Origin of the sequence: Halomarina rubra (assembly GCF_023699475.1) — an archaeon.
Classification (GTDB): domain Archaea; phylum Halobacteriota; class Halobacteria; order Halobacteriales; family Haloarculaceae; genus Halomarina; species Halomarina rubra.
The window spans coordinates 59973-81651 of record NZ_JALXFV010000007.1; the positions used below are offsets into that span (position 1 = coordinate 59973).

The following is a 21679-nucleotide window of genomic DNA, read 5'->3' on the forward strand; positions in this document are numbered from 1 at the left end:
CGCCGACCGCCGCGACGAGTTCGTCCTGTTCGCCAGGGAGCGAGAGGGTCGCGCGGTCACGACCCTCCGTCACCGCGTCCTCGACGAAGACGACCGCGACGTCGGCCTCCTCGGCGACCGCGACGGCCCGGGCCAGCGACGGGGCTGTCGCCGAGTCGTCGCCCTCGCCGACCTCGTCGTGCTCCGTGCCGCTCTCCGCCGAGAGGTCGAACGGGAGTCGGTCGAACAGCGAGACCCGTTCGATGGCGGCGACGCCCGGTTCGACGGCGACCGTCCCGGTCGCCCGTGCCTCGATACCCGCCCGTGGGCTGGTGCTGTCGGTGGGTGTCACCTCCGAGGAGCCGCCACCGCCCAGCTTCGCGGTGTCGACGCCCGGTCCGAGGAGGGCCACGTCGGCGTCTTCGCTCACGGGGAGTACGCCGTCGTTCGACAGCAGGACCGTCCCCTCGACGGCGATTCGCTCGGCCAGGTCGCGGTGTGCGGTTCGGTCGAACGGGGCCGAATCACGCTTGTCGCCGTCCAGCAGGCTGAGTCGTGCCATCTGACCGAGGAGCCGCCCCACCATGTCGTCGAGTCGCGACGCGGGTACCTCCCCGGCGTCGATGGCCTCGCCGAGCGGGTCGCCGAACAGGCCGCCGCTCGTCACGTCCGGGAGGCCGTCGGGTGGCTCGTACGTCGTCGGGTCGAAGTCGGGGGAGAACGCGCCCTCGAACAGTTCGGTGGCCGGGACGCCCGGCATCTCCAGGTCGAGGCCCGCCGTCGCCGCCCCGACGGTGCTCGTGGTGCCGTGCCAGTCCGAGACGACGACCCCCTCGAACCCCCACTCGTCTTTGAGGACCTCGGTGACGAGTCGCCGATGGTCGCTCATGTGGGTCCCGTTGACGCGGTTGTACGCCGTCATCACCATCCCGACGTCTGCCTCGACCGCCCGCCGGAACGGTCGCAGGTACAGCTCTCTCAGGGTCCGCTCGTCGACGTCGGCGCTCACCGCACACCGGTCGGTCTCCTGGTTGTTGGCGACGTAGTGTTTCACCGTGGCGAGGACCCCTGCCGACTGCACGCCCGCGACGACGCTCGCCGCTAGCTCACCAGCGAGGTGGGGGTCCTCCGAGAAGTACTCGAAGTTCCGGCCGCACTGCGGGACGCGGACGACGTTGACGCCCGGCGCGAGCACCACGTCCTGACCGTGGGCGGTCGCCTCACGACCGAGCGCCGCGCCGAACGACTCGGCGAGAGCGGGGTCGAACGTCGCTGCCAGCGCGACGGAGGCGGGGAACGCCGTCGCGGTGCCCGTGTTCGTTCGAATCCCGAGGGGGCCGTCGACGAGTCGGAGCGGGGGGATGCCGAGGCGCTCGACGCCCGGGACGTAGCCCGTCGCCTCGCGGTCCGGGTCGACCGCACCATGGACGAGTCGGAGCTTCTCCTCGCGGGTGAGCGAATCGAGAAGCGCTGTCACCGCCGTGTCGGGTGCCATGACAGCTCATAGCGTGGCGCCGTCAACTGACTTTCCCCCGGATGGTCCCCGCGGGTAGTCGCCCACGAGCGGTCTCCGGCGCGAGGGCTCTCAGTTCGCGGCGCAGTTGTTCGGTCCGAGTTCGAGCGCCTCGCTGTCTCCGGTGGGCTGGCGCTTCCCCCAGTTTATCTGCTTGATCTCGTTGAAGTTCGCGGGTTCGTCCGAGAGACTCTCGACGATGGTCTCGACGAATGACGACTCGTCGTCGGCTTCGACGTAGCTCAGCAGTTCGTTGGTCGTCTCGGCTTTCAGGTCGCCCAGTCCGGTCGCGAGAGGGCGAATCGACTCCTCGCTGAAGTGTCCGGGGAGGACGACGGTGTCGTCGTCGAATCCGGTGAGACGCTCGAGGCTGTCGAACAGTTCGTTCGCCGCCGTCCGAATCGCGTCCTCGGACCCGTCTTCGAGGTCGGGGCGACCGACGCTCCGGAGGAACAGCGTGTCCCCCGAGAGGAGCGCGTCACCGAAGGCGAACGACGCGCTCCCGGGCGTGTGGCCGGGAGTGTGGAGTACGTCGAGTTCTCGCTCGCCAACCGCGATGGAGTCGCCGTCGGCGAGTTCTGTGACGCGGTCGAGTTCGGCCACGTCGTCGGAGTGGAGGTAGTAGGGGACGTCGAGTTCACCGGCGAGTCGTCGAGCGCCGGAGATGTGGTCGGCGTGGGCGTGGCTGTCGGCGACCCCGACGATTTCGAGGTCACGGTCGGCGGCCGCTTCGAGGTAGACGTCGACGTACTGGCTCGGGTCGACGACGATCGCTTCGCCGTCGTCGTGGACGAGATACGACACACAGCCGGTTCCGGGGCGGACGACCTGGACGACGCCGTCGACCCCGTCGACCTCGTACTGGCGGTGGGCACGACCCCACCCGTTCATCCCGTCGTTGATGGTAACCGCGTCGTAGCCGTGGTCGCGGAGGAACTCGGCGGCACGGGCGGACGTCACGCCCGCGACACAGATTACGAGGATGCGGCGGTCCGTCGGGAGGTCGTCGAGGTGGTCTTCGAGCGTCGAGAAGTCGTACTGCAGGAGTTCGTCGTAGATGGGGAGGTTGTGACTCCCCGGAACCGACCACTCCTCGTACTCGTCCTCGTTGCGAACGTCCAGGACGAACGGCGACTCGTCGTCGTCCTGGACGCGGTCTGCGACTGCGGACGGTGATACGCTGGTATTGCTCATCTCGAACAATACTACCAGCCGGCGACGTAAAAACGTACTGCCCGCTCCACCACGGGGAGCGGTCGACGAGGCCTCCATCACCTCTCTGTGGTCACTCCGGGTCTCGACTCGGCGAGTTCGCACCGGACGACTCTTGTCGTCGGCGACGGCTCGTCGCTTCGCGAGGCATCAACACCCAACGCCTGTTGGTGAAACTGCTTTTCAACCACCGAGTGAGAAGCTAGCAGAGTTCAATGACCGCACGAGAACGGCAGGGACCCCTCGACGGACTCCGGGTCATCGATATGTCGGGGATGATCAGCGGCGCGTTCGCGACGACGATGCTGGGGGACTTCGGCGCGGACGTCGTGATGGTCGAACATCCGAAGGTCGGAGACCCCATCAGGGAGTGGCCACAGAAGACCGACGACGGCGTGTCGCTGGCCTGGAAGTCGCTGGGTCGGAACAAACGCTGTATCACGCTCGACCTCGGGTCCGACCGGGGCCGAGCGCTCGCACTCGACCTCATCGCGGACGCGGACGTCGTCTTCGAGAACTTCCGCCCCGGGACGATGGAGCGGTGGGGACTCGGTCCCGAGGACGTCCACGAGGTGAACGAGCGGGCCATCATGGTCCGCCTCTCGGGGTACGGCCAGACCGGGCCGAAGTCCCACAAACCGGGGTTCGGCACCGTCGCCGAGGGTATCTCCGGGTGGGCACACGCCAACGGGTTCCCGGACCGCGAACCGCTCCTCCCACCCATCAGTCTCGCCGACCTCACGGCAGCACAGTTCGCCCTCCAGTCGACGCTGATGGCCATCTACGAACGCGACCTTGGCCGTGGCGGCAGCGGCGAGGGCCAGGTCATCGACGTCTCGCTGACCGAACCACTGTGGCGACTGTTCTTCGGCGACCTCGAGGCGTACGACCGGATGGGTCACGTCACCGAGCGCACGGGGAACCGACACCCCTCGACCGCCCCGCGGAACATCTACGAGACCGAAGACGGCTACATGACGATGTCCGCCTCCAACCAGAAGATCTTCGAGCGGGTCGCGGAGGCCATCGACAAACCGGAACTGATCGAGGACCCGCGGTTCGCGGACAACTCCAAACGCGTCGAGAACGTCGAACCGCTCGACGCGGCCATCGAGGAGTGGACCCGCCGACACACGACCGAGGAGGCCATCGACATCCTCGAAGCGAACGACGCCATCGTCGGCCCCGTCTACGACATGGCAGACATCGTCGCCGACGAGCAGTTCCAGGCGCGGGACTCGTTCGTCGAGGTCGAGGACCCCGACGTGGGGTCGCTGAAGACGTTCGCACCGGTCCCGAAGTTCTCGCGGACACCGGGTGCGGTGGAGTTCCTCGGCCCACAGCACGGCGAACACAACGTCGAGGTGTACGGCGGTGAACTGGGGCTCTCGCCGGAGGAGATAGCGACACTCGAAGCCGAGGAGGTCATCTAGATGCGTCTCTCGGACGTCACCCTCCGCGAGGGCGACCAGTTGCCCGGCCGTGAGTTCAGCGCCGAGCAGAAGGTCGACTGCGCCCGCGAACTCGACGCTCTCGGCCTCGACTTCGTCCAGCCAGGGTTCCCGGCGACGGGCGAGAAGGACCGGCGCGTCCTCTCTGACCTCGCGGGGACGCTCGACGCCGACGTCGTCGGCCTCGCCCGCGCGCTCGACCGTGACGTCGACGCCGTCGTCGACACCGGCGTCGAGGTGGTCGAACTGTTCGTCTCGGTCTCGGACCGACACCTCGACCACCTCCTCGGGATGTCCCGCGAGGAGATGCTCGACATGCTCGCGTCGGCGGTGGACTACGCCCACGACCGAGGCGCGACCGTCCACGTCACGCTCGCCGACGCGTTCCGGACCGACCAGTCGAACGTCGTCGAGGTCGTCGAGTCCATCGCCGACGTGCCGTTCGTCTCGCTCGCGGACACCGTCGGTGCCCGGACACCGACGAGCGTGAGCCGCTATCTCGAGACGCTCGGGGACACCCTCGACCTGGAGACGGTCGGCGTCCACTTCCACGACGACCTCGGCTGTGCGACGGCCAACGCGCTCGCAGCGTACGAGGCCGGAGTCGGCAAGGCGGACGTGAGCGTCGCCGGTCTGGGCGAACGGGCGGGCAACAGCCCGCTGGAGGAGGTCGTCGTCGCGTGTGCCGTCGACCTCGACGACGACCTGGGTGTCGAGACGCGAGAGCTCGTTCCCACGTGTCGAACGGTTCTGGAGACGCTCGGCGAGCCGTGGGACGACCGGAAGGCCGTCCTCGGGCCGACGGTCAGCGAACACGAGTCGTCCATCCACACCACGGCGATGCTCACCGACCCGGCGACGATGGAGCCGTACGCCCCCGACCGCTTCGGCGGGCATCGCCGACTCGTGTTCGGTGCCGGCACCGGCGAGAGCGGCGCACGAAAGCTCCTGGAACGCGCCAGCGTCGAAATCGACGACGAGGCGGTCGCACGCTACCGCGAGACGCTGGCGGACCACGGCCCGCTCGACACCGACGAGGCGCTCGCGCTCGCTCGCTCCACCTTCGAGGAGGAGTAGTCGAGTCGAAGCACGCGCGTCGGTTCGAGGTACGCGAACGGTCCCCGTTCGGCTCGTCCGGAGCCGACCGCGTCGGCGCTGTCGGCGGGGGTTGCCCGGCGGACCGTCCCGGACGGCGACTAAACACTTATCGGCGGAACCCGACGAGTGTAGGTGAGAGACCGCGATGTTCCAGGCCGAAATCCACATCCAACAGGAGCGGTACTGCGTGCTGTCGGGGCTCGCCGAGCGGTTCGACGCCACGTACGACATCGCCATCGAGGAACACCACGACCACCTCGTCACGTTCGTCCTCGAACTCGACAACGCGACCGACGAGCACGTCGCGTTCCTAGAGGACTCCGAACAGGTCGAGCGCGTCGAACAACTCGAACCGGGCCGGTACCTAGTGACGAAACGCTCCTGTGGGGCGTACTCGGCAATCGAGCAGAACCACGGCATCCTCAGACGCCGCAACCACATCACCGCCGACCACCGTGTCTACACCGTTCTCCTGTTCCGGCGGGAAGACCTCCGGGCGATGATCGACGAGTTCCGCGAGATCGGCGCGGTCACGCTCGGGAAGATAACTCGCTTCGAGGAGCCGACACACCGTCTGACCACCCGACAGGAGGAGGTCGTCAGCGCCGCGCTGGACCTCGGTTACTTCGAGTGGCCGCGGCGACTCAACAGCGAGGAGTTGGCCGCCGAACTCGACATCAGCCGCGCGACGCTGCTCGAACACCTGCGGAAAGCCGAGTCGAAGCTCATCACGGCCGCACTCGAAGACGGCCGACACACCGACCGAACCGGGTTCGCCGACCAGCGCCACACGCCGTAACCTCCACGCTCTCGGGCCGTGTGGGTCGTGAGGCCACCCTCAGCGCTGGGTCGGTGACAGCGACTCGTGGACGCGCTCGACGCTCTCCATGTTCGAGCGGAGCAGTTCCGTCGTGTCCCAGCGCCCCTCGACGAGTGCCTCCCGCATCGAGTCGCTGATAGTCACCTCGACGACGGTGTCGTCGTAGCTCACCCGCTCGTTCTCGACGTCGAGTTCGACGACCGTCTCGGGGTTCGCCTCGACGTACTCCTGGAGTCGAGCGATGGTGTCGTGGGGTGCCGTCGCGACGGGGATTCCGAGCGACGTGCAGTTGTCGTGGAATATCTCGGCGAACGACTCGCCGACGATGCCGTCGACGCCCCACCGCTGGAGCGCCTGCGGGGCGTGCTCGCGCGAGGAGCCACAGCCGAAGTTGTCGTTGACGACGAGCACCTCGCCGTCGGGGTGGCGGTCGAGGGGGTGGTCGCCGTGAATCGCCCCGTCGTCGTCCCGTCGCTGGTCGTGGAACGCGTACTCGCCCATCGCCTCGAAGGTGGTCTCCTTGAGGAACCGTGCGGGGAGTATCTGGTCGGTGTCGATGTCGTCGCCGCGAATCGGGACGCCACGTCCCGAGACGTGTGTGACCGTCGGGACGGTCGCCCCGTCGGTCATCCGACCACCTCCCGCACGTCGACGAGTTCGCCTTCGACCGCGGCCGCGGCGACGGTCGCCGGGGAGGCCAGCACCGTCCGCCCCTGTTTCGAACCCTGTCGGCCCACGTAGTTGCGGTTCGACGCCGAGACACAGAGTTCGTCGTCGTAAATGACGTCGCCGTTCATCCCGATACAGAGCGAACAGCCTGACTCGCGCCACTCCCAGCCGGCGTCGACGAACACGTCGGCGACGCCCGACGCCTCCAGTTCGCGTTTGACTCGCTGGCTCCCGGGCACCGCGAGCGCCCTGACGTCGGGGTGGACCGTCCGTCCCTCCAGCACCCTGGCGGCCCGCTCGAAGTCCGAGACGCGACCGTTCGTACACGTCCCGATGAACGCGACGTCGACGGGCGTACCCTGCATCGACTCGCCGGGGGTCACCCCTACGTGGTCGATGGCGTCGGCGGCGGCCTCGCGGTCGCCCGGCGGGAGGGTCGCCGGGTCGGGGACCGGTTCGGTAATTTCGACGGCCTGTCCGGGGTTCGTCCCCCAGGTGACCATCGGAGCGAGCCCGTCGACGTCGACGGTGACGTGGTCGTCGTAGACGGCGTCGTCGTCGCTCGCGAACGACAGCCAGTCCTCCGCCAGCGCCTCGAACGCCTCGCCGTGGGGGACGTGTTCACGACCCCGCAGGTACTCGACGGTCGTCTCGTCGGGTTCGACGTACCCCGAGCGAGCGCCGCCCTCGATGGACATGTTACAGAGTGCGAGTCGCTCTTCGACGTCCAGTCGCTCGACGGCGCTCCCGCCGTACTCGTAGACGAAGCCGACCCCGCCGTCGACGCCGAGGTCGGCGAGCAGTCTGAGCATCAGGTCCTTCGCGCTCACCCACTCGTCGACGTCGCCCTCGAGGTCGACCCGGCGGACGGCGCGCTTCTCGGCGGCGATACAGCCCGAGGCGAACACGTCGCGTATCTGGCTCGTCCCGATGCCGATGCCGATGGCACCGAGCGCGCCGTGGGTCGCGGTGTGTGAGTCGCCGCAGGCGACGACCATCCCCGGTTGCGTGAGGCCGAGTTCGGGCGCGACGACGTGCGTGATACCCTGTTCCGAGGAGTCGAGCCCGTAGTAGGTGATGCCCGCGGCGGCGACGTTCTCCTCGATGGTCGCCAGCATCGTCTCGGCCGTCTCGTCTGCCAGCGGCCGCTCGCGGCCCTCGACCGTCGTGGGGGCGATGTGGTCGGCGACGGCGACCGTCCGGTCCGGGTACGCGACGTCCAAGCCGCGCTCGGAGAGCATGCTGAACGCCTGCGGGCTCGTCACCTCGTGGATGAGGTGGAGGCTCACGAACAGCTGGTCCTGACCGTTCGGCAGCGTCGCGACCCGGTGCCGGTCCCACACCTTGTCGTACAGCGTTCGTTCGCTCATTGCTACCACACCTACTGCGCCGACGGCTATCCCCTCTTCTGCCAACCCCCGTTGGGTAGTTTTACTCGTCGCGTCGCGACTCCGCGCCCCTCCGGTGGTTCGGGTTGATGAGTCCGTAGCGATGCTCGTCGACGTAGCGGCCGATGCCGTACCAGTGGTCCTCGAGGACGCCCTCCAGGTCGAACCCCAGTTTCTCCAGCACGCGGTTCGAGGCGTCGTTGTCACCGACCGTCCGTGCCCACACCTTGTGGAGTCCCAGTTCGTCGAATGCGTGAGTGAGACAGAGGTCGGCCGCAGCGGTGGCGTAGCCGTTGCCCTGTTCCTCGGGTGCGACCCAGTAGCCCAACTCGGCGTTCCGGCCCTCCAGGTCGACGTTCTTCAGGGCGACGCTCCCCACGGGCGTTCCGTCGGTACAGACGAGGAACGTGTGGCGGTCGGCGGCCTCGACCGACGCGGCCACGTCGGACTCGTCGACGGGCGAGCGGTACGTCTCGTACCCGTTGTGCCGAATCCGCGGGTCGTTCAACACTCGGAGGACGAACTCGTAGTCCGCCTCCCGCACGGTCCGAAGCTCTACGCGACCGTCGTCGAGGAACACTGGTCCTGGCATGCCCGAAGTTTCCGGGACACCGACATAAACTCCCGGCACTCGACGACCCGTGGAAACTCGCCCGGCGGTTCTCCGACCGCCTCGCGAGACTGGCCGACTGTGTCACGTCGCCGTCGGGTTCATCGGGTCGTGGCCGGTCGTCGCGCCCCTCGGAGCCTCACTGACGCTCGCCGACGGTCGCCGTCCCGGTCAGGACCGTCTCGCCGTCGCGCTCGCGCTCGACGGAGACGTCGAGGACGCAGTCGTCGTCGGCGACGACCGTCCGCGCGGTGACGGTGTCGCCGGGCCACACACGCGAGCGGAAGCGGACGCCGAACGACCGCACGCGGTCAACGCCGACGAAGTCGGTGACGGCGTGGGCGGCGACGCCGGCGGTGAGCATCCCCTGCCCGAACACGCCGCGGTGTCCCGCGACCGTCGCGAACGGTTCGTCGTAGTGGATGGGGTTGAAGTCGCCGCTCGCGCCCGCGTAGCGGACGAAGTCCTGCCGGGCGAACGGGCCGACGGTGACGGTCGGGCCGACGTCCCCTTCGGCGAGCCTTAGGGGGTCGCTCGGTTCGGGGACGGCGGTGCCGACGTCGATACCCGACCGGACTGGCAGTCCCACGAGGTCGTCAGCGGTGTTGGCGTCGCGCGGCGACTCCGTTCGGTCGTCTTCGCGGCCGCCGACGGCAGTGGTACTTCCGGCATTCGCCGCCGTGTCGGTGGCCGCTCCGTCGGTCTCGATGGCCGTCGCGTACTCGGAGAGGACGTGTTCGCCGTCGGCGGTCCGGTACTCGGTGGCGAACTCGGCGAACGTCATCGTCCCGCCTCGTCGTCCCTCCCGATGGTAGACGTCCGCGAGCGTCGTCTCGCCGTGGAGGTGGTCACCAACGAACAGCGGCGGGCGTACTCGTAGCGCTGCTCGCCGTGGAGGACGAACTGCGGGTCGAACCCGAGGTCGAACGCGTCGACGCGGTAGCGCGGGAACGAACTCACCCGTGGGAACGTCGGCGGGGCCGGAACCGCCGGGAGCCCACGCGCCTCGGCGGCGCTCGCCGAGCGGTACGCGGGGTCGTCGTCGCCGACGGCACGGGCGAACTCCTCGACCTTGCCCGCCTCGACGCGGAAGTCCTCGACGGTCCGCTTCGTCGTACCGACCGTCGCTTCGAGGTCGGCGATGTCTCGGTCGGTCACGGTCCCCTCACCACGTTCGGGGTGGGTGGTCGCGTACGTGTCACGGTTATCGAACTCCTGGCACCGAAAACGATTAACTGTCGGGTACAGGTAGCGAACACTATACATATTTCTGACATGACCGACGAGAGCCGAACCGGGAACGTCGCCGCCCTGTTCGCAGAGACGGCCCGGGTCCACCCGACGCACTCGCCGTTGAGGCGGGCGGCAGGCGGACGACCCACGAGGAACTCGGGGCCGCGACGGGCGCATTCGCCGGCGGTCTCCACGAACTCGGTCTCGAACCGGACGACGTGCTGTTGCTGTATCTGCCCAACTGCTCGCAGTACCTCGTCGCCGCGCTCGGGGCGTTCCGTGCGGGCGTCGTGCTGTCGCCTGCGAACCCGCAGTACAAGGCTCGCGAACTGTCCTACCAGTTGGACGACGCGGGGGTCGACGCCGTCGTCACGCACCCGGCGCTACGTGGTCACCTCGCCGACGGTATCGCGGCGGCGTCGGCCGACCCGGTGGTCGTCACCGTCGACGTGGGCGGTTACGCCGAGGCGAGTGACCGCGCTGATGCGGGTGATGGAAGCGGGGGCAGTGAGGGCGGCCGGGCGCGACCAGCACGCGCGAGGACGTCGCGTTCGAGACCGTCCGAGGCGACCCGGTGACCGTCGACCGGGCCGACGGTGACGTCGCGTTGCTCCCGTACACCTCGGGGACGACGGGACGCCCGAAGGGGGTGCGACTCACCCACCGGAACGTCCGGGCGCAGTTGCTCACCTCGCTCGTCAGCAGCGGGCGGGTGGCCGGTGACACCGTCAAGAGCCTGCTCTACCTCCCGCTGTACCACATCACGGGGTTCACCCACACGGCGATGCAACCGCTGGTCCGCGGCGGGGGTCTCTACCTCCGGAACCCCGCTGAGTGGAACGCCGACGAGGCGATGGCGACCATCGAGGCCAAGGGTATCACGCACTTCGTCGGCGTCACGGCGATGTACGTCGACATGGTCAACGCCGAGACGTTCGGCGACCACGACCTCTCGACGCTCGTGCAGGCCGCGGAAGGAGGTGCGAAGATGTCCGTCGCAGTCCAGCGGGAGTTCGAGGGGACGGCGAACGTCCGGATGGCAGAGGGGTACGGACTGACCGAGACCAACGGCGCGACCCACTCTCAGCAGCGCTCGACGTTCGGCGCTCGCCACGGCACCATCGGCCAACCCCTGCGGATGGTCGACGCACGCATCGTCGACGAGAGCGGCGAGGAGGTGCCCATCGGCGAGACCGGCGAACTGCTCGTCCGCGGCGCGCAGGTGATGGCGGGCTACCACGAGATGCCGGGGGCGACCGCGGAGGCGTTTACCGACGACGACTTCTTCCGGACCGGCGACGTCGCCCGCCGCGACCCGGACAACTACTTCGAGATCGTCGACCGCAAGAAACACGTCATCATCACGGCGGGCTACAACGTCTACCCGAGCGAGATAGAGGAACTCCTCCACGAACACGACGCCGTCGCCGAAGCGGCCGTCGTCGGCGTCCCGGACGAGCGACGCACCGAGGTGCCGAAGGCGTACGTCGTCGTCGGCCCCGGCGTCGCCGCCGGCGTGGACGTGACCTGCGAGGCGCTCAAACGGTACTGTCTGGAGCGACTCGCCGAGTACAAACACCCCCGCGAGGTCGAGTTCGTCGCGGAACTGCCACGCACCGCCAGCGGGAAGATACAGAAGTTCAAACTCGTCGACGACTCGGCGTCGATCGAGCGCGACGGGTGACCGCGCGGCCGAGGCTCGCCGAAGTCGACCTCGACGCGCTCACACGCGCCGATACCGCCGGACGCCGTCTCGGAACTCACTCGTGACGCGACCGGCATCCTCCAGATACCCCAGCGCCCCGATGGTGTCGAGCAGTGCGGCGGGCGGGTCCAGGCGTTTTCCGCGTGCGTCGGTGACGGCGACGGGAGCGACCGCCTCGCCCGCCGGCACCGCCTCGACCACGTCGGCGATCATCTCGTCGAGACGTTCCCGTGACGCCGCGAGCACCGCGTCGTACGTCTCGAAAACCGGCCCGTGGCCGGGGTGGACGCGGTCGAACGCTCGTCCGTCGAGGCGGTCGTACGCGCGGTAGTACTCGGAGACGGCGTCTTCTGCCCCACGGTCGAGGCCGACGTTCAGCGCGGCCGCCCGGAACGGTTCGACCAGCACGTCGCCGGAGAACAGCAGTCGGTCCCCGCCCAGCGTGACTGCGAACGCGGCGTGGTCGGCCTGGTGACCGGGGGTGTGCAGCGGGGTCACCGTGTGCTCACCGGCGACGAACGACCCGCCGAAGTCGAACCCGACGTCGACGTCGTCCGGTGAGAGCAGTCGACGGTTCCGTCGCAGCGAGTCGAGCGCGCGTTCGACCTCGGCGTCGACCCGGTCGTCGGGGAGTCCGACGGCGTGGGCGGTCTCGCGGACGCCCGCTTCGAGGTCCGCTTCCGAACGACGGAGTCGGTCGAGGGTGGGTCGCGGCGCGTACACCGTCGCTCCGGCGTCGGCGATTGCGGGGGCCTGCCCGAGGTGGTCGCTGTGCGGGTGTGTCACCAGCAGGTGCGCGACGTCCTCGACGGCGTAGCCGTGGTCGGCGAGACCGGCTTCGAGTTCGTCCTCGCCGGTCGACCCGGGGATGCCCGCGTCGACGAGCGTCGGTTCGCTACCGTCGAGGAGGTAGGCCGCGACGGTCCACGGCGGCCACTCGATGCTGAACTCGATGCGGTGGACCGCCTCGGCCCTCGGTTCGACCCGCTCGTGGTCGTACGACCGGTCCATACCCCACCGAGCGGGGCCGCTCACTTAACGCTACCACTGTCCACGGTTCTCGTCACCAACCGTCGTGAGTCGGTGGCGACGGGAACGTCGCCGCACAGTCCGTACACTCGACGACGGTCCGTCGCTGCTTGCCGAGGCGGACCCGCAGGGTCTCACCACCGCAGTCGGGACACGGAGTCGGAACGCGCTCGCACCCACAACCGGGACAGACGAACCGCGGGACGTCCTCGTCGGTCGCCAGTCGCATCCAGTCGTGTCCACAGTCCGGGCAGCGAACGGGGAATCGGAGGGCGTCGGTCTCTCGTGGTGCGCCGATAGCCAGCACGACGAGGTCGCGGTCGCCCGCGTTCCGGCCGGACTGGAACTCGCCGGGGGCGAACCGGACGGCCGCTCCCGACTCGACGGTCAGCGTCTCGGTCACCACGTCGTTCGGCTCGTCGGCCGCGGGGTCCTCCGACGGGGGGAAGACGAGCGTCTCGAATGTCGCAGTGCCCCGCAGGACGACGAACACCTCCTCCTGGTCGCCGTGGGCGTGGAGACCCGCCGGGAGTTCGTCGTCCGGTGCGACCCGGTAGTGGTTGAGTGCGAGACCGCTCGTCCCGAGCGGACCGGCGAGCCCTCGCCGTTCGACGCCCCGATCGTCGGCGTCGGCGGTGACCTCCTCCAGCGCGATAAGGTCCATGTGTCCGGTGTGGTGTGGGGCTTCGGAGGTAGTTCTGGTGTCCGCGACCGCCGACCGTCAGTCGAGGTGGGCGACGAGCACGTCCCGTGCGGTCTCACCGAGGCGCTGCATGTCCTCGCGGGTCCGGTGGAACTTCGGCTCCCAGTCGTCGGTGCCGAGGTAGTCGCTGACGACGAACATCGCGCCCGCGTCGACGTCGCGGTGGTCGGCCACGGTGAAGACGGCCGACGCCTCCATCTCGACGGTGAGGACACCCGCCTCGGCGTAGCGTTCGACCTCCGCGACCGTCTCGCGGTAGATGGCGTCTGTCGTCCACGACGGCCCGACGTGAAACGACTCGTCGCGCTCGGTCAGGAGGTCGGTCGTCGCCGCGAGGACTGCTTCGCTGGGGTGGGCCATCCGCGCGCTCTCGACGTAGTGGTGTGAGGTGCCTTCGTCTCGTATCGCGCCGTCACAGACGACGAACTCGCCCATCTCGACTGCGTCGTCGAGACAACCGGCAAAACCGACCGAGAGGAACGCCTCGACCCCGTCTGCGACGAGTTCTTCCAGTAGCATGACCGTGGTCGGCGCACCGATACCGAAGTTCCCGAGCACACCGACGCGCCCGTCGGTCGACTCGAAGGCGAAGAGGTCGCCGACGTAGTGCCCCACGAACTCGCCGTCGTGGGTCTCGGTGAGGTGCTCCATCATGGTGGTGCTGTAGCAGACGATGACCGCCTCGGGGAGGGTCGCGGCGTCACCGTCGCTGTGTTCGCGGCGGTAGTCGCTGTGCTCGGCGGGCGTGAACAGCGCCTCCCCCCGGTGCTTGCCGGGGTGGTTCGGGAACGGCATCGTCCTCCGACGAGAGAGGCCACCTATTTCACCGTTTCGTGGGTGTGTGGGGTGGTGTCGTGGCTCTCCACTGGTCGTGGGGGCCGCCGTCCCCGCGTCGCTAAAACTTCACTGAGCGAGCACTGAAGGCGACGGCGACGGTCGATGTGGTATGCTCTGGCGCGCGCGGGTCTCGGCGGTGGCCGGTGAGGGCGGAGACGAAGACGAGTGCGACGTGAGTGACCGACGGGCGTCGGCCCCCGCTCCGGGGACGGCCGAGCGTGAGGCTCCCGTCGCCACCGCCGGCGAAGCGTCGTGACCGTACCGTCCGTCGGCCCGCTGCCGTCCGTCGAGGGGTGCGTGGACGCGACCGCGGGTGAGTCGGGCCGTCGGTCCCGACGGTAGCCTTACGCTTCCGGAGACTAAACCTGTGGTATGAGCGAGAAGACGAGCGAACGGACGCGCAGTTCCGACGAGGGGCTGGGCGACCGGGCGACCGACCGCCTCGACTCCTGGACCGGGATGGACCGGCCGGGGAGAACTAGCGACAAGACCGACCGCGTGATGCGCTACGGTAAGTTGGCCCTCATCGCGCTCGTGGTCGCCGTGGGGACGTCCTTTTTCGGCAGTCTCCTCGCACAAATTCCCATCATCGGCCTCCTCGCGGGCGTGTTCGGTCTCGTCAGCGCCCTCGCGTGGCTCGCGTTCATCGTCTTCGCGGTGCTGTTCGCCTACCCGCTCGTGAAGGCGATGGCGAGCTAAACACCTCTTCGCCGTCGTCGACAGTCTCTCTGGCGAATATTTATCCCCGACTGCCACGTCCCCCCCGACGAGATGGCTCCCTCCCGCCGCGATGCCCTCCGCATCGGTGGCACGACACTCCTTTCGCTCACCCCACTCGCCGGCTGTCTCGACGACTCGGACCCGTCCCCCGGGGACGAGACGTCGGTTCCGACCAGCGACCGCGTGACGCACGGGCCAACGACGGTCCCACGCTCCGAGGACCCGACGGCGGTCCCGATTCTCGAACGCGACCAACTCGCCGTTCCGGAACTGGTTACGCTGTACTCGTCGACGCAGTTGGGGCCAGTCGGTGACCGCTCCGAGCAGTACCTCCTCGTAAACTCGACGCTCATGGACGGGGCCACTCCCCCGGTCGAGTCGATCGAACTGGTCGCGGGTGAGTCCACGTACGCGCCGATGACCGGGTTCGGGACCGGCTACGGTCTGCAACACTCGCGAGGGTTGGGACGGGTGTACGGCACTCGGGAGGTGGGGTGGCTGGTGTTCTGTCTCCCGAATCCACTGGAGGCGACCACGGCGACCGTCTGCTGGCCCGAAGGCGAACTCCCAGTCACCGCGACGGCGATGTCGGGGTTGACCCGTCCCCCGACGACGTTCGTTGTCCGCGAGTTCTCGACGCCCGACACCGTCGACAGCGTAGACGATGCGGCGATGACGTTCCGAGTCGAGAACACGGGTCCGGTCGACGGGACGTTCGTCGCGACCGTCTATCGTGCCGGGAACGAGCGTTCACCCCTCAGTGCGATCAGGATACCGATCGAAGGCGGTTCGACGGCGTCGTGGGACCAGGACTTGACGCCGTCGACGTGCTGTCGGAGTCTGACCGGTGCTGCTGAAGGAACGTCGTACACGCTCCGGTGGCGAGACGGCCAGCGGTCGACCAGCATCACGCTCGACCGACCGGTTCGTCCCTGAAAGCTTATTCCCTGCCGTCACTTCGTCCCGACGAGATGGCCCCTTCCCGCCGCGACGCCCTCCGTATCGGTGGCACGACACTCCTTTCGCTCACCCCACTCGCCGGCTGTGTCGGTCAGTCCGGAATGCCGGAGACAGAACCCCCGACCGAGTCGACTACCTCGCCACGAACGACCCAGGTACCACCCGAGGACCGCGCGGCCGTCCGACTCACCGGTCCGACGGTCGCGCCGGAACTGGTCGCGCTGAACAGTCCGGACTCTATCACGACGTACGGTGATCGCGGCCGCCAGTTCCTCGTCCTCGACGCCACCGTCGAATCCGGCAGTGCACCCGTCTACAGTGCCTTCGAGCTTCGGACCGAATCGAAGACGTACGAGTCAGCGCCTGACGCTGGCTACCAGGGGATGATCTGGAACCGTGGCCAGCGCTACGAGTACGAGCGCGAGTCGGGGTGGCTGGCGTTCGACCTCCCGAAACCGCTCGACACGGAACACGCGACCGTTCGATGGCCCGGCGGGGACTACCGCCTCGACCGGTCCGTACTCGACCGGTTGAACCGACCGCCGACGTCGTTCGAGGTCCGCGAGTTCTCCGCGCCCGAATCGGTCGATAACTACCAGCAGGCGACGCTCACCGTCCGTATCGCCAACACCGGCGACCGGTCGGGGACGTTCGTCGGCGCGCTCAACCGCATCGGGCCGGCGGTCGCGTACTCGCCCGAGGTAGCCCTCGAACAACGGATTCCGGCGGGCGAGTCGGCGACCTGGACGTACTCACACACGCCGTCGCTGGACGCCCGCGAGAGCGGCGAGTTCCCAGACATGCGGCTCTCGCTCAGGTGGCGTGGAGGTTCGGAGTCCGTGACCGTCGGCATCACCGACGGCTGACGGTTCCGTTGCTGCCGGAGGGTTCGTGACGGCTGACTGTTCTACCGAGTGTGTCGTGGTCGAAAACACACCGCGTGGGTCCGCTCAGACGAGCTGTCGGAGAGCGCTGCCGTCGGGGTCGACGAACACGCCGTCGTCCTCGCGGACGTCGACGAGGTCGGCGTCGTCGAGCACCGGGAGGTGACAGCGGTACAGCGACAGGAGGACGCGGTCGTAGCGCTCGTCGCCGGCACCGTACGCACCGGTGCCCTCGGCGTCGAGGACGCGTTCGGTCAGGCGGTCGAGCTCGACTGCGTCCTCGTCCGACGCGAGCACGCGGAGGAGCGTTCGACGACGAGCGTCGGCGAAGAGCCGACCGAGCGTCGCAGTGGCCAGCGGCTTCGATTCGTCGTCGTCGAACGGCGGGGTCGTGCTATGAATCGACATGGGTCGTGTCTCGTTCGTTCTAACACGACCACCCCCATTACCAGTTGCACCTAATCAGATAGGCAATGTTGCAGCTCGATTTACTTTGTAATCGACGAATGTACTCCCGTGTTATGATTTTGGGCGACAGTGATGTGGATAGAACGGACAGAACCGGCCGAAGACGGTCAGACGAAGGACCTCGTGGTCGCGAGCGGGCGATTGGAGTGCGAGACGATTCGACGAGGGTGTCCGAGGCGTCGGGGTCTCGGAGTTGGCTCTCGCGAGGATGGTCGCGGAGACCGACGCGTCGCTCGCTGGATGGTCGTTGGAAGGGACGGAGAACGCGTGCGCGGTGTGACGCGTCGGTGGAGGGCGAGGGGTCGACTCACCGACCGACGGGGCGGACGGCTCAGCTTCGGAACTGGCTCTGGACTGCGGCGACGGCCTGACGGAGTACGGAGGTCGTCGAACGGTCGGGTTCGGCCGGGCCGATCATCGCGGCGTCGTCGGCCGTCGCCGTCTCGGTCTCCGGCGTGGGTGTCCCCGGCGTCGGCTGGCTCGTCGCGGTCGGCTCCGCCGGTTCTTCGGTCCCCGGACGGCTCTCGACCAGAGCGTCGACGACGGCGTCGAAGAGACAGCCGGTCGAGAACGTCCGGCCGGTAGCGTCCTCGCCCAGCGCGTAGGTTCCACGTCGAGAGACGGCCTCCCGGACGGTGTCCTCGTCGCTGGGGTCGAACGACCCCGCGAGGGCGTGCTCGCCGACGAACGTCTCGGTCCGGACGCGGACGTGGTCGCCCTCGACACGGACTTCGGGTCGCTCGTTTCGCAGCGCTTCGACCGCGAGCGTGTCGGCCAGTTCGTGTTTCCCCGCCGCACGTAGCTCTCGTAGTCGGTGAGTCACTGCCATGAGGACAGATACGTGACGGAGATAGTTCAGGCTTTGGGCTGGTCTCTCTCGTTGATACGTATGTGATAAGCTGCCATAGTCCTTCCGACCGTCAGTAGGGGTCGATTTGGCGGCGTGCCGTAACAGGGCTTAAGCCTATCAAGGGTACATATCGTAATGAGATGGATTATCCCACCCGTCAGCGCGAGCGCGAGCGCGAGTCCGAGGCCGAGACCGAGGAACAAACGGAGGGTAGAGAGGCCGAGCGCGTGTGCGACGAGTGTGGGTCCGGGAAACTCGTCAACACCGACGACGGTCGCGAGCTCGTCTGCGACGAGTGTGGTCTGATCGCCGAGGAGACGAACATCGACCGCGGTCCGGAGTGGCGGGCGTTCAACCACTCCGAGCGCCAGCAGAAGTCCCGTGTGGGTGCGCCGACGACCCAGACGATGCACGACAAGGGACTGACCACCCAGATCGACTGGAAGGACAAGGACGCCTACGGGCGCTCTATCTCCTCCGAGAAACGCAGTCAGATGCACCGCCTGCGCAAGTGGCAGGAACGCATCCGCACCAAGGACGCCGGCGAGCGCAACCTCCAGTTCGCGCTCAGTGAGATCGACCGGATGGCCTCGGCACTCGGCGTGCCACGCTCGGTACGCGAAGTGGCGTCGGTCATCTACCGCCGTGCGTTGAACGAGGACCTCATCCGTGGCCGTTCCATCGAGGGCGTCGCCACGAGTTGTCTCTACGCGGCGTGCCGCAAGGAGGGCATCCCGCGTTCGCTCGAAGAGATCACCGAGGTCTCGCGGGTCGAGCGCAAGGAGATCGGCCGCACGTACCGCTACATCTCCCAGGAGCTCGGGTTGGAGATGGAGCCGGTCGACCCCAAGAAGTACGTCCCGCGGTTCTGCTCGGAGCTCGAACTGAGCGAAGAGGTCGAGGCGAAGGCCAACGAGATCATCCAGGTCACCGCCGAGAAGGGCCTGCTGTCGGGCAAGTCACCCACTGGCTACGCCGCCGCGGCCATCTACGCCGCCTCGCTGCTCTGCAACGAGAAGAAGACCCAGCGCGAGGTCGCCGGCGTCGCGCAGGTGACCGAGGTCACCATCCGCAACCGCTACCAGGAGCAGATCGAAGCGATGGGCATCTGAGTTCGACGCCCGTCGACGACGCATCCCGCACCACTCCGGCCCGTTCGCGAAGTTCGTCCGTTCTTACCTGCCGAGCCGTCGCCACTCCTCCTGCGGTCGACTGAGTGCACGATACAGCGACCGGAGGTGGAACGGACCCCACTCCTCGTCGCCGAACGAGAGGTCACGATCCGTGAGCGCGGCTCCGTAGTTCTCGGCGAGCAGTCTCGTCTGGTGCGCCGCGGTCAGTAAGGGGGCGTAGCTGTTCGACGAGTGTGCGACGTCGAGCGCGTACGCGGTGTCCTTCGCCCAGGCGGACGTCCGAAGGCGGGCACGTTCACCGGCGTCGTCGACGCGAACGCCTCGCGGTTCCGTCTCACCGTCGTCGGTCTCCCTGGCACGCTCGAACCCGCGAGTCGGAACGGACGGTGGGTCGACGTAGACCGACGGTATCTCCCACTCCAGCAGGTCGACGACTTGGTCGGGGTCGACGCCGTTGTGCGAGAGAAACTCACAGACCTCGGCAGCCATCGTCGCCCGAATCGACGCTCGGAGGGCGACCCCCAGTTTGACGACGTGGCCGTTTCCTACCCCCTCGAAGAACTCGTGGGTGTACGCGAGGGCGTCGACGACCGGGCGAACGCTCTCGTAGTCGTCGCGCTCCCCACCGACGAACAGCGTGTAGGCGGGTTCGTCACCTTCGGCTCTGCCGGGGCCGTGGCGGGTCAGTCCGCAGTCGACGTAACCGGCGTCTCGCTCGCGACAGCGCCCGTGGTAGTGGACGTCCAGGTCCGGCGTGGTCGTGCCGGTGTCGACGACGGCCTGTCCCGGTTCGAGCGCGTCAAGAACGCCGTCCGCCCCCTCCATCGCCGTCTCGACGGCCTCGCGAGTCGGCAGTGCGAGGACGACGACGTCCGCACGGGCTGTCGCGTCGGCGGCGTGTTCGGCGGCCGCCGCGCCACGGTCGACCGCGTCAGCGACCGCCTCGGGGTCGACGTCGGAGACGACCACGTCGTAGCTCTCGCGAACGAGTTTGGTGACGAACCACTGGCCCACCCGCCCCGCACCGACGATGCCGACGGTCTCAACGTTCCTCCCGTCACTCCGGTTCGTCGACGGCTGTGTCATCGTACGTCGGGCCACGCGTGCGGCCCCGAAAAACGGTCGGGCCGGCGTTACTCCAGTCCCAGTCCGTCGCTCATCGAGTTGCCGGGTTTCGGGACGCCCTTCGCGGTCACCGTCTCGCCGGTCATGAACGACGCGGCGGGGCTGACAAGGAACTGGACGAGGTCTGCTATCTCCTCTGCGTGCCCGATACGGCGGTCGACTGTCTCGCGCGCGGGCATCTGCTCGCTCTCGATGCCGAGTGTCTCGGCGACGCCGGGGGTCTGGACGAGTCCCGGTGCGACGCAGTTGACGCGGATGCCGTGGGGTGCCCACTCGACGGCGAGCGTCTCGGTCAGCCGGATGATGGCGGCTTTTGCCGCGCCGTAGTGGCTCTCGCCGGGAGCGGCGTGCTGGCCGTTGACCGACGAGAGGTTGACGATGCTCCCGCCGCCGTTCTCGCGCATCACCTCGCCTGCGACCTGCGAGCAGTGGACGGTCCCGTTGAGATTGAGGTCGACGATGGCGTTCCAGCCGTTCGGCGAGATGTCCTCGAAGGGGGCGACGAACTCGCCGCCCGCGTTGTTGACGAGGACGTCGGGCGCGCCGAACTCCTCGACCGTCGCGTCGACGAGCGCTTCGACCTGTTCACGTTCGCGGACGTTACACTCGACGGCGAGTGCGGCCCCCTCTGTCTCCTCGTCGATTCCCTCGGCGACGGGGTCGACGCGCTCCTGTGCCCGCGAACAGATGACGACGTTCGCGCCGCTCGCTCCGAGCGTCTCCGCGATGGCCCGTCCGATACCCTGGCTCGCGCCGGTGACGATGGCCGTCTTCCCCGCGACGGCGTAGTCCGGTTCGTGCATGGCGAACACGTGGCTCCCCGTGGCATAATCGTACCGGCGACGTCTGGCGATTCGTTTCGAACCACTAACACTTGTTTCTGCTATAGGCAGCTCGTAATAATATGTCCGGCAGTCGAGGTCCCGGTATGGGTGTCGACGTACCGGAGTCGTGGGAGCCGGACGACCTCTCGAAGGACGACGCGCTGTCGCTCGTCTCGCGAGCGCAGCGTCGAAACGTCCTCTACGCACTGCTCGAAACCGACGACGGCGCGCTCACTCGCCCTCAACTCGTGGCTATCCTCGCGGCGGGGCGTCGCGAGAAGCCGCCGGAGGACGTCGACGAGGAGGTGCGACGGACCATCGCGAAGTCACTCGACCACACCCACTTACCGAAACTCGCCGACCACGACGTCGTCGTCTACGACCGTGAAGCAGACCACGTCGAACTCACTGCGACCGCGACCGACGTCCTCCCGTTGCTCCAGTACGTCTCCGACTCGGAGTGACCGG

General features: G+C 68.0%; 22 protein-coding genes and 2 pseudogenes. 10 read left to right on the top strand and 14 right to left on the bottom strand.

Annotated features, from left to right (window positions below):
- Both M1L36_RS13090 and M1L36_RS13095 read right to left on the bottom strand, forming a co-directional pair.
- Positions 1-1474, bottom strand: a 1474-nt coding sequence (locus tag M1L36_RS13090; protein WP_250874201.1) for a glycoside hydrolase family 3 protein, incomplete at its 3' end; no start/stop codon positions are given.
- Positions 1475-1564: 90 nt separating this feature from the next.
- Entirely contained in the window at positions 1565-2686 is a 1122-nt protein-coding gene (locus tag M1L36_RS13095) for an MBL fold metallo-hydrolase (RefSeq protein ID WP_250874202.1), read from the bottom strand.
- Positions 2687-2919: 233 nt separating this feature from the next.
- On the opposite strand from M1L36_RS13095, the gene M1L36_RS13100 reads away from it, so the two are divergent.
- From M1L36_RS13100 to M1L36_RS13110, 3 genes are all read left to right on the top strand, one after another.
- Positions 2920-4137, top strand: coding sequence for a CaiB/BaiF CoA transferase family protein (locus tag M1L36_RS13100; protein WP_250874203.1), 1218 nt, complete (start codon positions 2920-2922; stop codon positions 4135-4137).
- The gene (locus tag M1L36_RS13105; protein ID WP_250874204.1) at positions 4138-5232 is read left to right on the top strand and encodes a LeuA family protein; all 1095 of its coding nucleotides are present in this window, start codon (positions 4138-4140) and stop codon (positions 5230-5232) included.
- 166 nt (positions 5233-5398) lie between these two features.
- On the top strand, positions 5399-6052 hold the full coding sequence (locus M1L36_RS13110; protein ID WP_250874205.1) for a helix-turn-helix domain-containing protein: 654 nt from the start codon (positions 5399-5401) through the stop codon (positions 6050-6052).
- Positions 6053-6091: 39 nt separating this feature from the next.
- Here M1L36_RS13110 and M1L36_RS13115 read toward each other — a convergent pair whose 3' ends face one another.
- The 5 genes and pseudogenes from M1L36_RS13115 to M1L36_RS13135 form a co-directional block, all read right to left on the bottom strand.
- Positions 6092-6703, bottom strand: a complete 612-nt coding sequence (locus M1L36_RS13115; RefSeq protein ID WP_250874206.1) for a 3-isopropylmalate dehydratase small subunit — start codon at positions 6701-6703, stop codon at positions 6092-6094.
- On the bottom strand, positions 6700-8112 hold the full coding sequence (locus tag M1L36_RS13120; RefSeq protein WP_250874207.1) for a 3-isopropylmalate dehydratase large subunit: 1413 nt from the start codon (positions 8110-8112) through the stop codon (positions 6700-6702). The genes M1L36_RS13115 and M1L36_RS13120 overlap by 4 nt, the downstream gene beginning before the upstream one ends.
- A 61-nt stretch (positions 8113-8173) precedes the next feature.
- Positions 8174-8722, bottom strand: a complete 549-nt coding sequence (locus M1L36_RS13125) for a GNAT family N-acetyltransferase (RefSeq protein WP_250874208.1) — start codon at positions 8720-8722, stop codon at positions 8174-8176.
- A gap of 157 nt (positions 8723-8879) precedes the next feature.
- A complete protein-coding gene (locus M1L36_RS13130; protein WP_250874209.1) occupies positions 8880-9524 on the bottom strand; it encodes a MaoC/PaaZ C-terminal domain-containing protein in 645 nt (214 codons plus the stop codon).
- Positions 9525-9527: 3 nt separating this feature from the next.
- A pseudogene (locus tag M1L36_RS13135) lies at positions 9528-10006 on the bottom strand (FAS1-like dehydratase domain-containing protein); the annotation flags it as partial.
- On the opposite strand from M1L36_RS13135, the pseudogene M1L36_RS21625 reads away from it, so the two are divergent.
- Positions 10001-11657: pseudogene (locus M1L36_RS21625) on the top strand (class I adenylate-forming enzyme family protein). The pseudogenes M1L36_RS13135 and M1L36_RS21625 sit on opposite strands and share 6 nt — an antisense overlap.
- A 39-nt stretch (positions 11658-11696) precedes the next feature.
- On the opposite strand, the gene M1L36_RS13150 reads toward M1L36_RS21625, so the two are convergent.
- The 3 genes from M1L36_RS13150 to M1L36_RS13160 are packed head-to-tail and all read right to left on the bottom strand — an operon-like array spanning position 11697 to position 14205.
- Positions 11697-12689, bottom strand: a complete 993-nt coding sequence (locus tag M1L36_RS13150) for an MBL fold metallo-hydrolase (protein ID WP_250874212.1) — start codon at positions 12687-12689, stop codon at positions 11697-11699.
- 52 nt (positions 12690-12741) lie between these two features.
- Positions 12742-13371, bottom strand: coding sequence for a cupin domain-containing protein (locus M1L36_RS13155; RefSeq protein WP_250874213.1), 630 nt, complete (start codon positions 13369-13371; stop codon positions 12742-12744).
- A gap of 57 nt (positions 13372-13428) precedes the next feature.
- A complete protein-coding gene (locus tag M1L36_RS13160) occupies positions 13429-14205 on the bottom strand; it encodes a nucleoside phosphorylase (RefSeq protein ID WP_250874214.1) in 777 nt (258 codons plus the stop codon).
- A gap of 151 nt (positions 14206-14356) precedes the next feature.
- On the opposite strand from M1L36_RS13160, the gene M1L36_RS13165 reads away from it, so the two are divergent.
- The 4 genes from M1L36_RS13165 to M1L36_RS13180 all read left to right on the top strand — a co-directional run bounded on the left by M1L36_RS13165 (position 14357) and on the right by M1L36_RS13180 (position 16793).
- Positions 14357-14503 carry a hypothetical protein gene (locus M1L36_RS13165; RefSeq protein ID WP_250874215.1) on the top strand — a complete coding sequence of 49 codons (147 nt, stop codon included), beginning with the start codon at positions 14357-14359 and terminating at the stop codon, positions 14501-14503.
- A 116-nt stretch (positions 14504-14619) separates the two neighbouring features.
- Positions 14620-14946, top strand: a complete 327-nt coding sequence (locus tag M1L36_RS13170; RefSeq protein WP_250874216.1) for a hypothetical protein — start codon at positions 14620-14622, stop codon at positions 14944-14946.
- 72 nt (positions 14947-15018) lie between these two features.
- Positions 15019-15903: a hypothetical protein gene (locus tag M1L36_RS13175; protein ID WP_250874217.1), complete on the top strand. Its 885-nt coding sequence runs from the start codon at positions 15019-15021 to the stop codon at positions 15901-15903.
- A 35-nt stretch (positions 15904-15938) separates the two neighbouring features.
- Positions 15939-16793 carry a hypothetical protein gene (locus tag M1L36_RS13180; protein WP_250874218.1) on the top strand — a complete coding sequence of 285 codons (855 nt, stop codon included), beginning with the start codon at positions 15939-15941 and terminating at the stop codon, positions 16791-16793.
- 84 nt (positions 16794-16877) lie between these two features.
- On the opposite strand, the gene M1L36_RS13185 is transcribed toward M1L36_RS13180, so the two are convergent.
- On the bottom strand, positions 16878-17219 hold the full coding sequence (locus M1L36_RS13185; protein WP_250874219.1) for a DUF7344 domain-containing protein: 342 nt from the start codon (positions 17217-17219) through the stop codon (positions 16878-16880).
- A 391-nt stretch (positions 17220-17610) separates the two neighbouring features.
- Entirely contained in the window at positions 17611-18108 is a 498-nt protein-coding gene (locus tag M1L36_RS13190; RefSeq protein WP_250874220.1) for a hypothetical protein, read from the bottom strand.
- Between the two features lie 161 nt (positions 18109-18269).
- On the opposite strand from M1L36_RS13190, the gene M1L36_RS13195 reads away from it, so the two are divergent.
- Positions 18270-19241 (top strand): transcription initiation factor IIB, encoded by a 972-nt coding sequence (locus M1L36_RS13195; protein ID WP_250874221.1) that lies wholly within the window; start codon positions 18270-18272, stop codon positions 19239-19241.
- A gap of 63 nt (positions 19242-19304) precedes the next feature.
- Here the strand turns inward: M1L36_RS13195 and M1L36_RS13200 are convergent, their stop codons facing one another.
- Together M1L36_RS13200 and M1L36_RS13205 are read right to left on the bottom strand one after the other, a co-directional pair.
- Entirely contained in the window at positions 19305-20348 is a 1044-nt protein-coding gene (locus M1L36_RS13200) for an NAD(P)-dependent oxidoreductase (RefSeq protein ID WP_250874222.1), read from the bottom strand.
- A 47-nt stretch (positions 20349-20395) separates the two neighbouring features.
- Positions 20396-21190 carry an SDR family NAD(P)-dependent oxidoreductase gene (locus tag M1L36_RS13205; protein ID WP_250874223.1) on the bottom strand — a complete coding sequence of 265 codons (795 nt, stop codon included), beginning with the start codon at positions 21188-21190 and terminating at the stop codon, positions 20396-20398.
- A 125-nt stretch (positions 21191-21315) separates the two neighbouring features.
- Between M1L36_RS13205 and M1L36_RS13210 the strand changes: the two genes are divergently transcribed.
- Positions 21316-21675, top strand: coding sequence for a DUF7344 domain-containing protein (locus M1L36_RS13210; RefSeq protein ID WP_250874224.1), 360 nt, complete (start codon positions 21316-21318; stop codon positions 21673-21675).
- Positions 21676-21679: the final 4 nt, after the last annotated feature.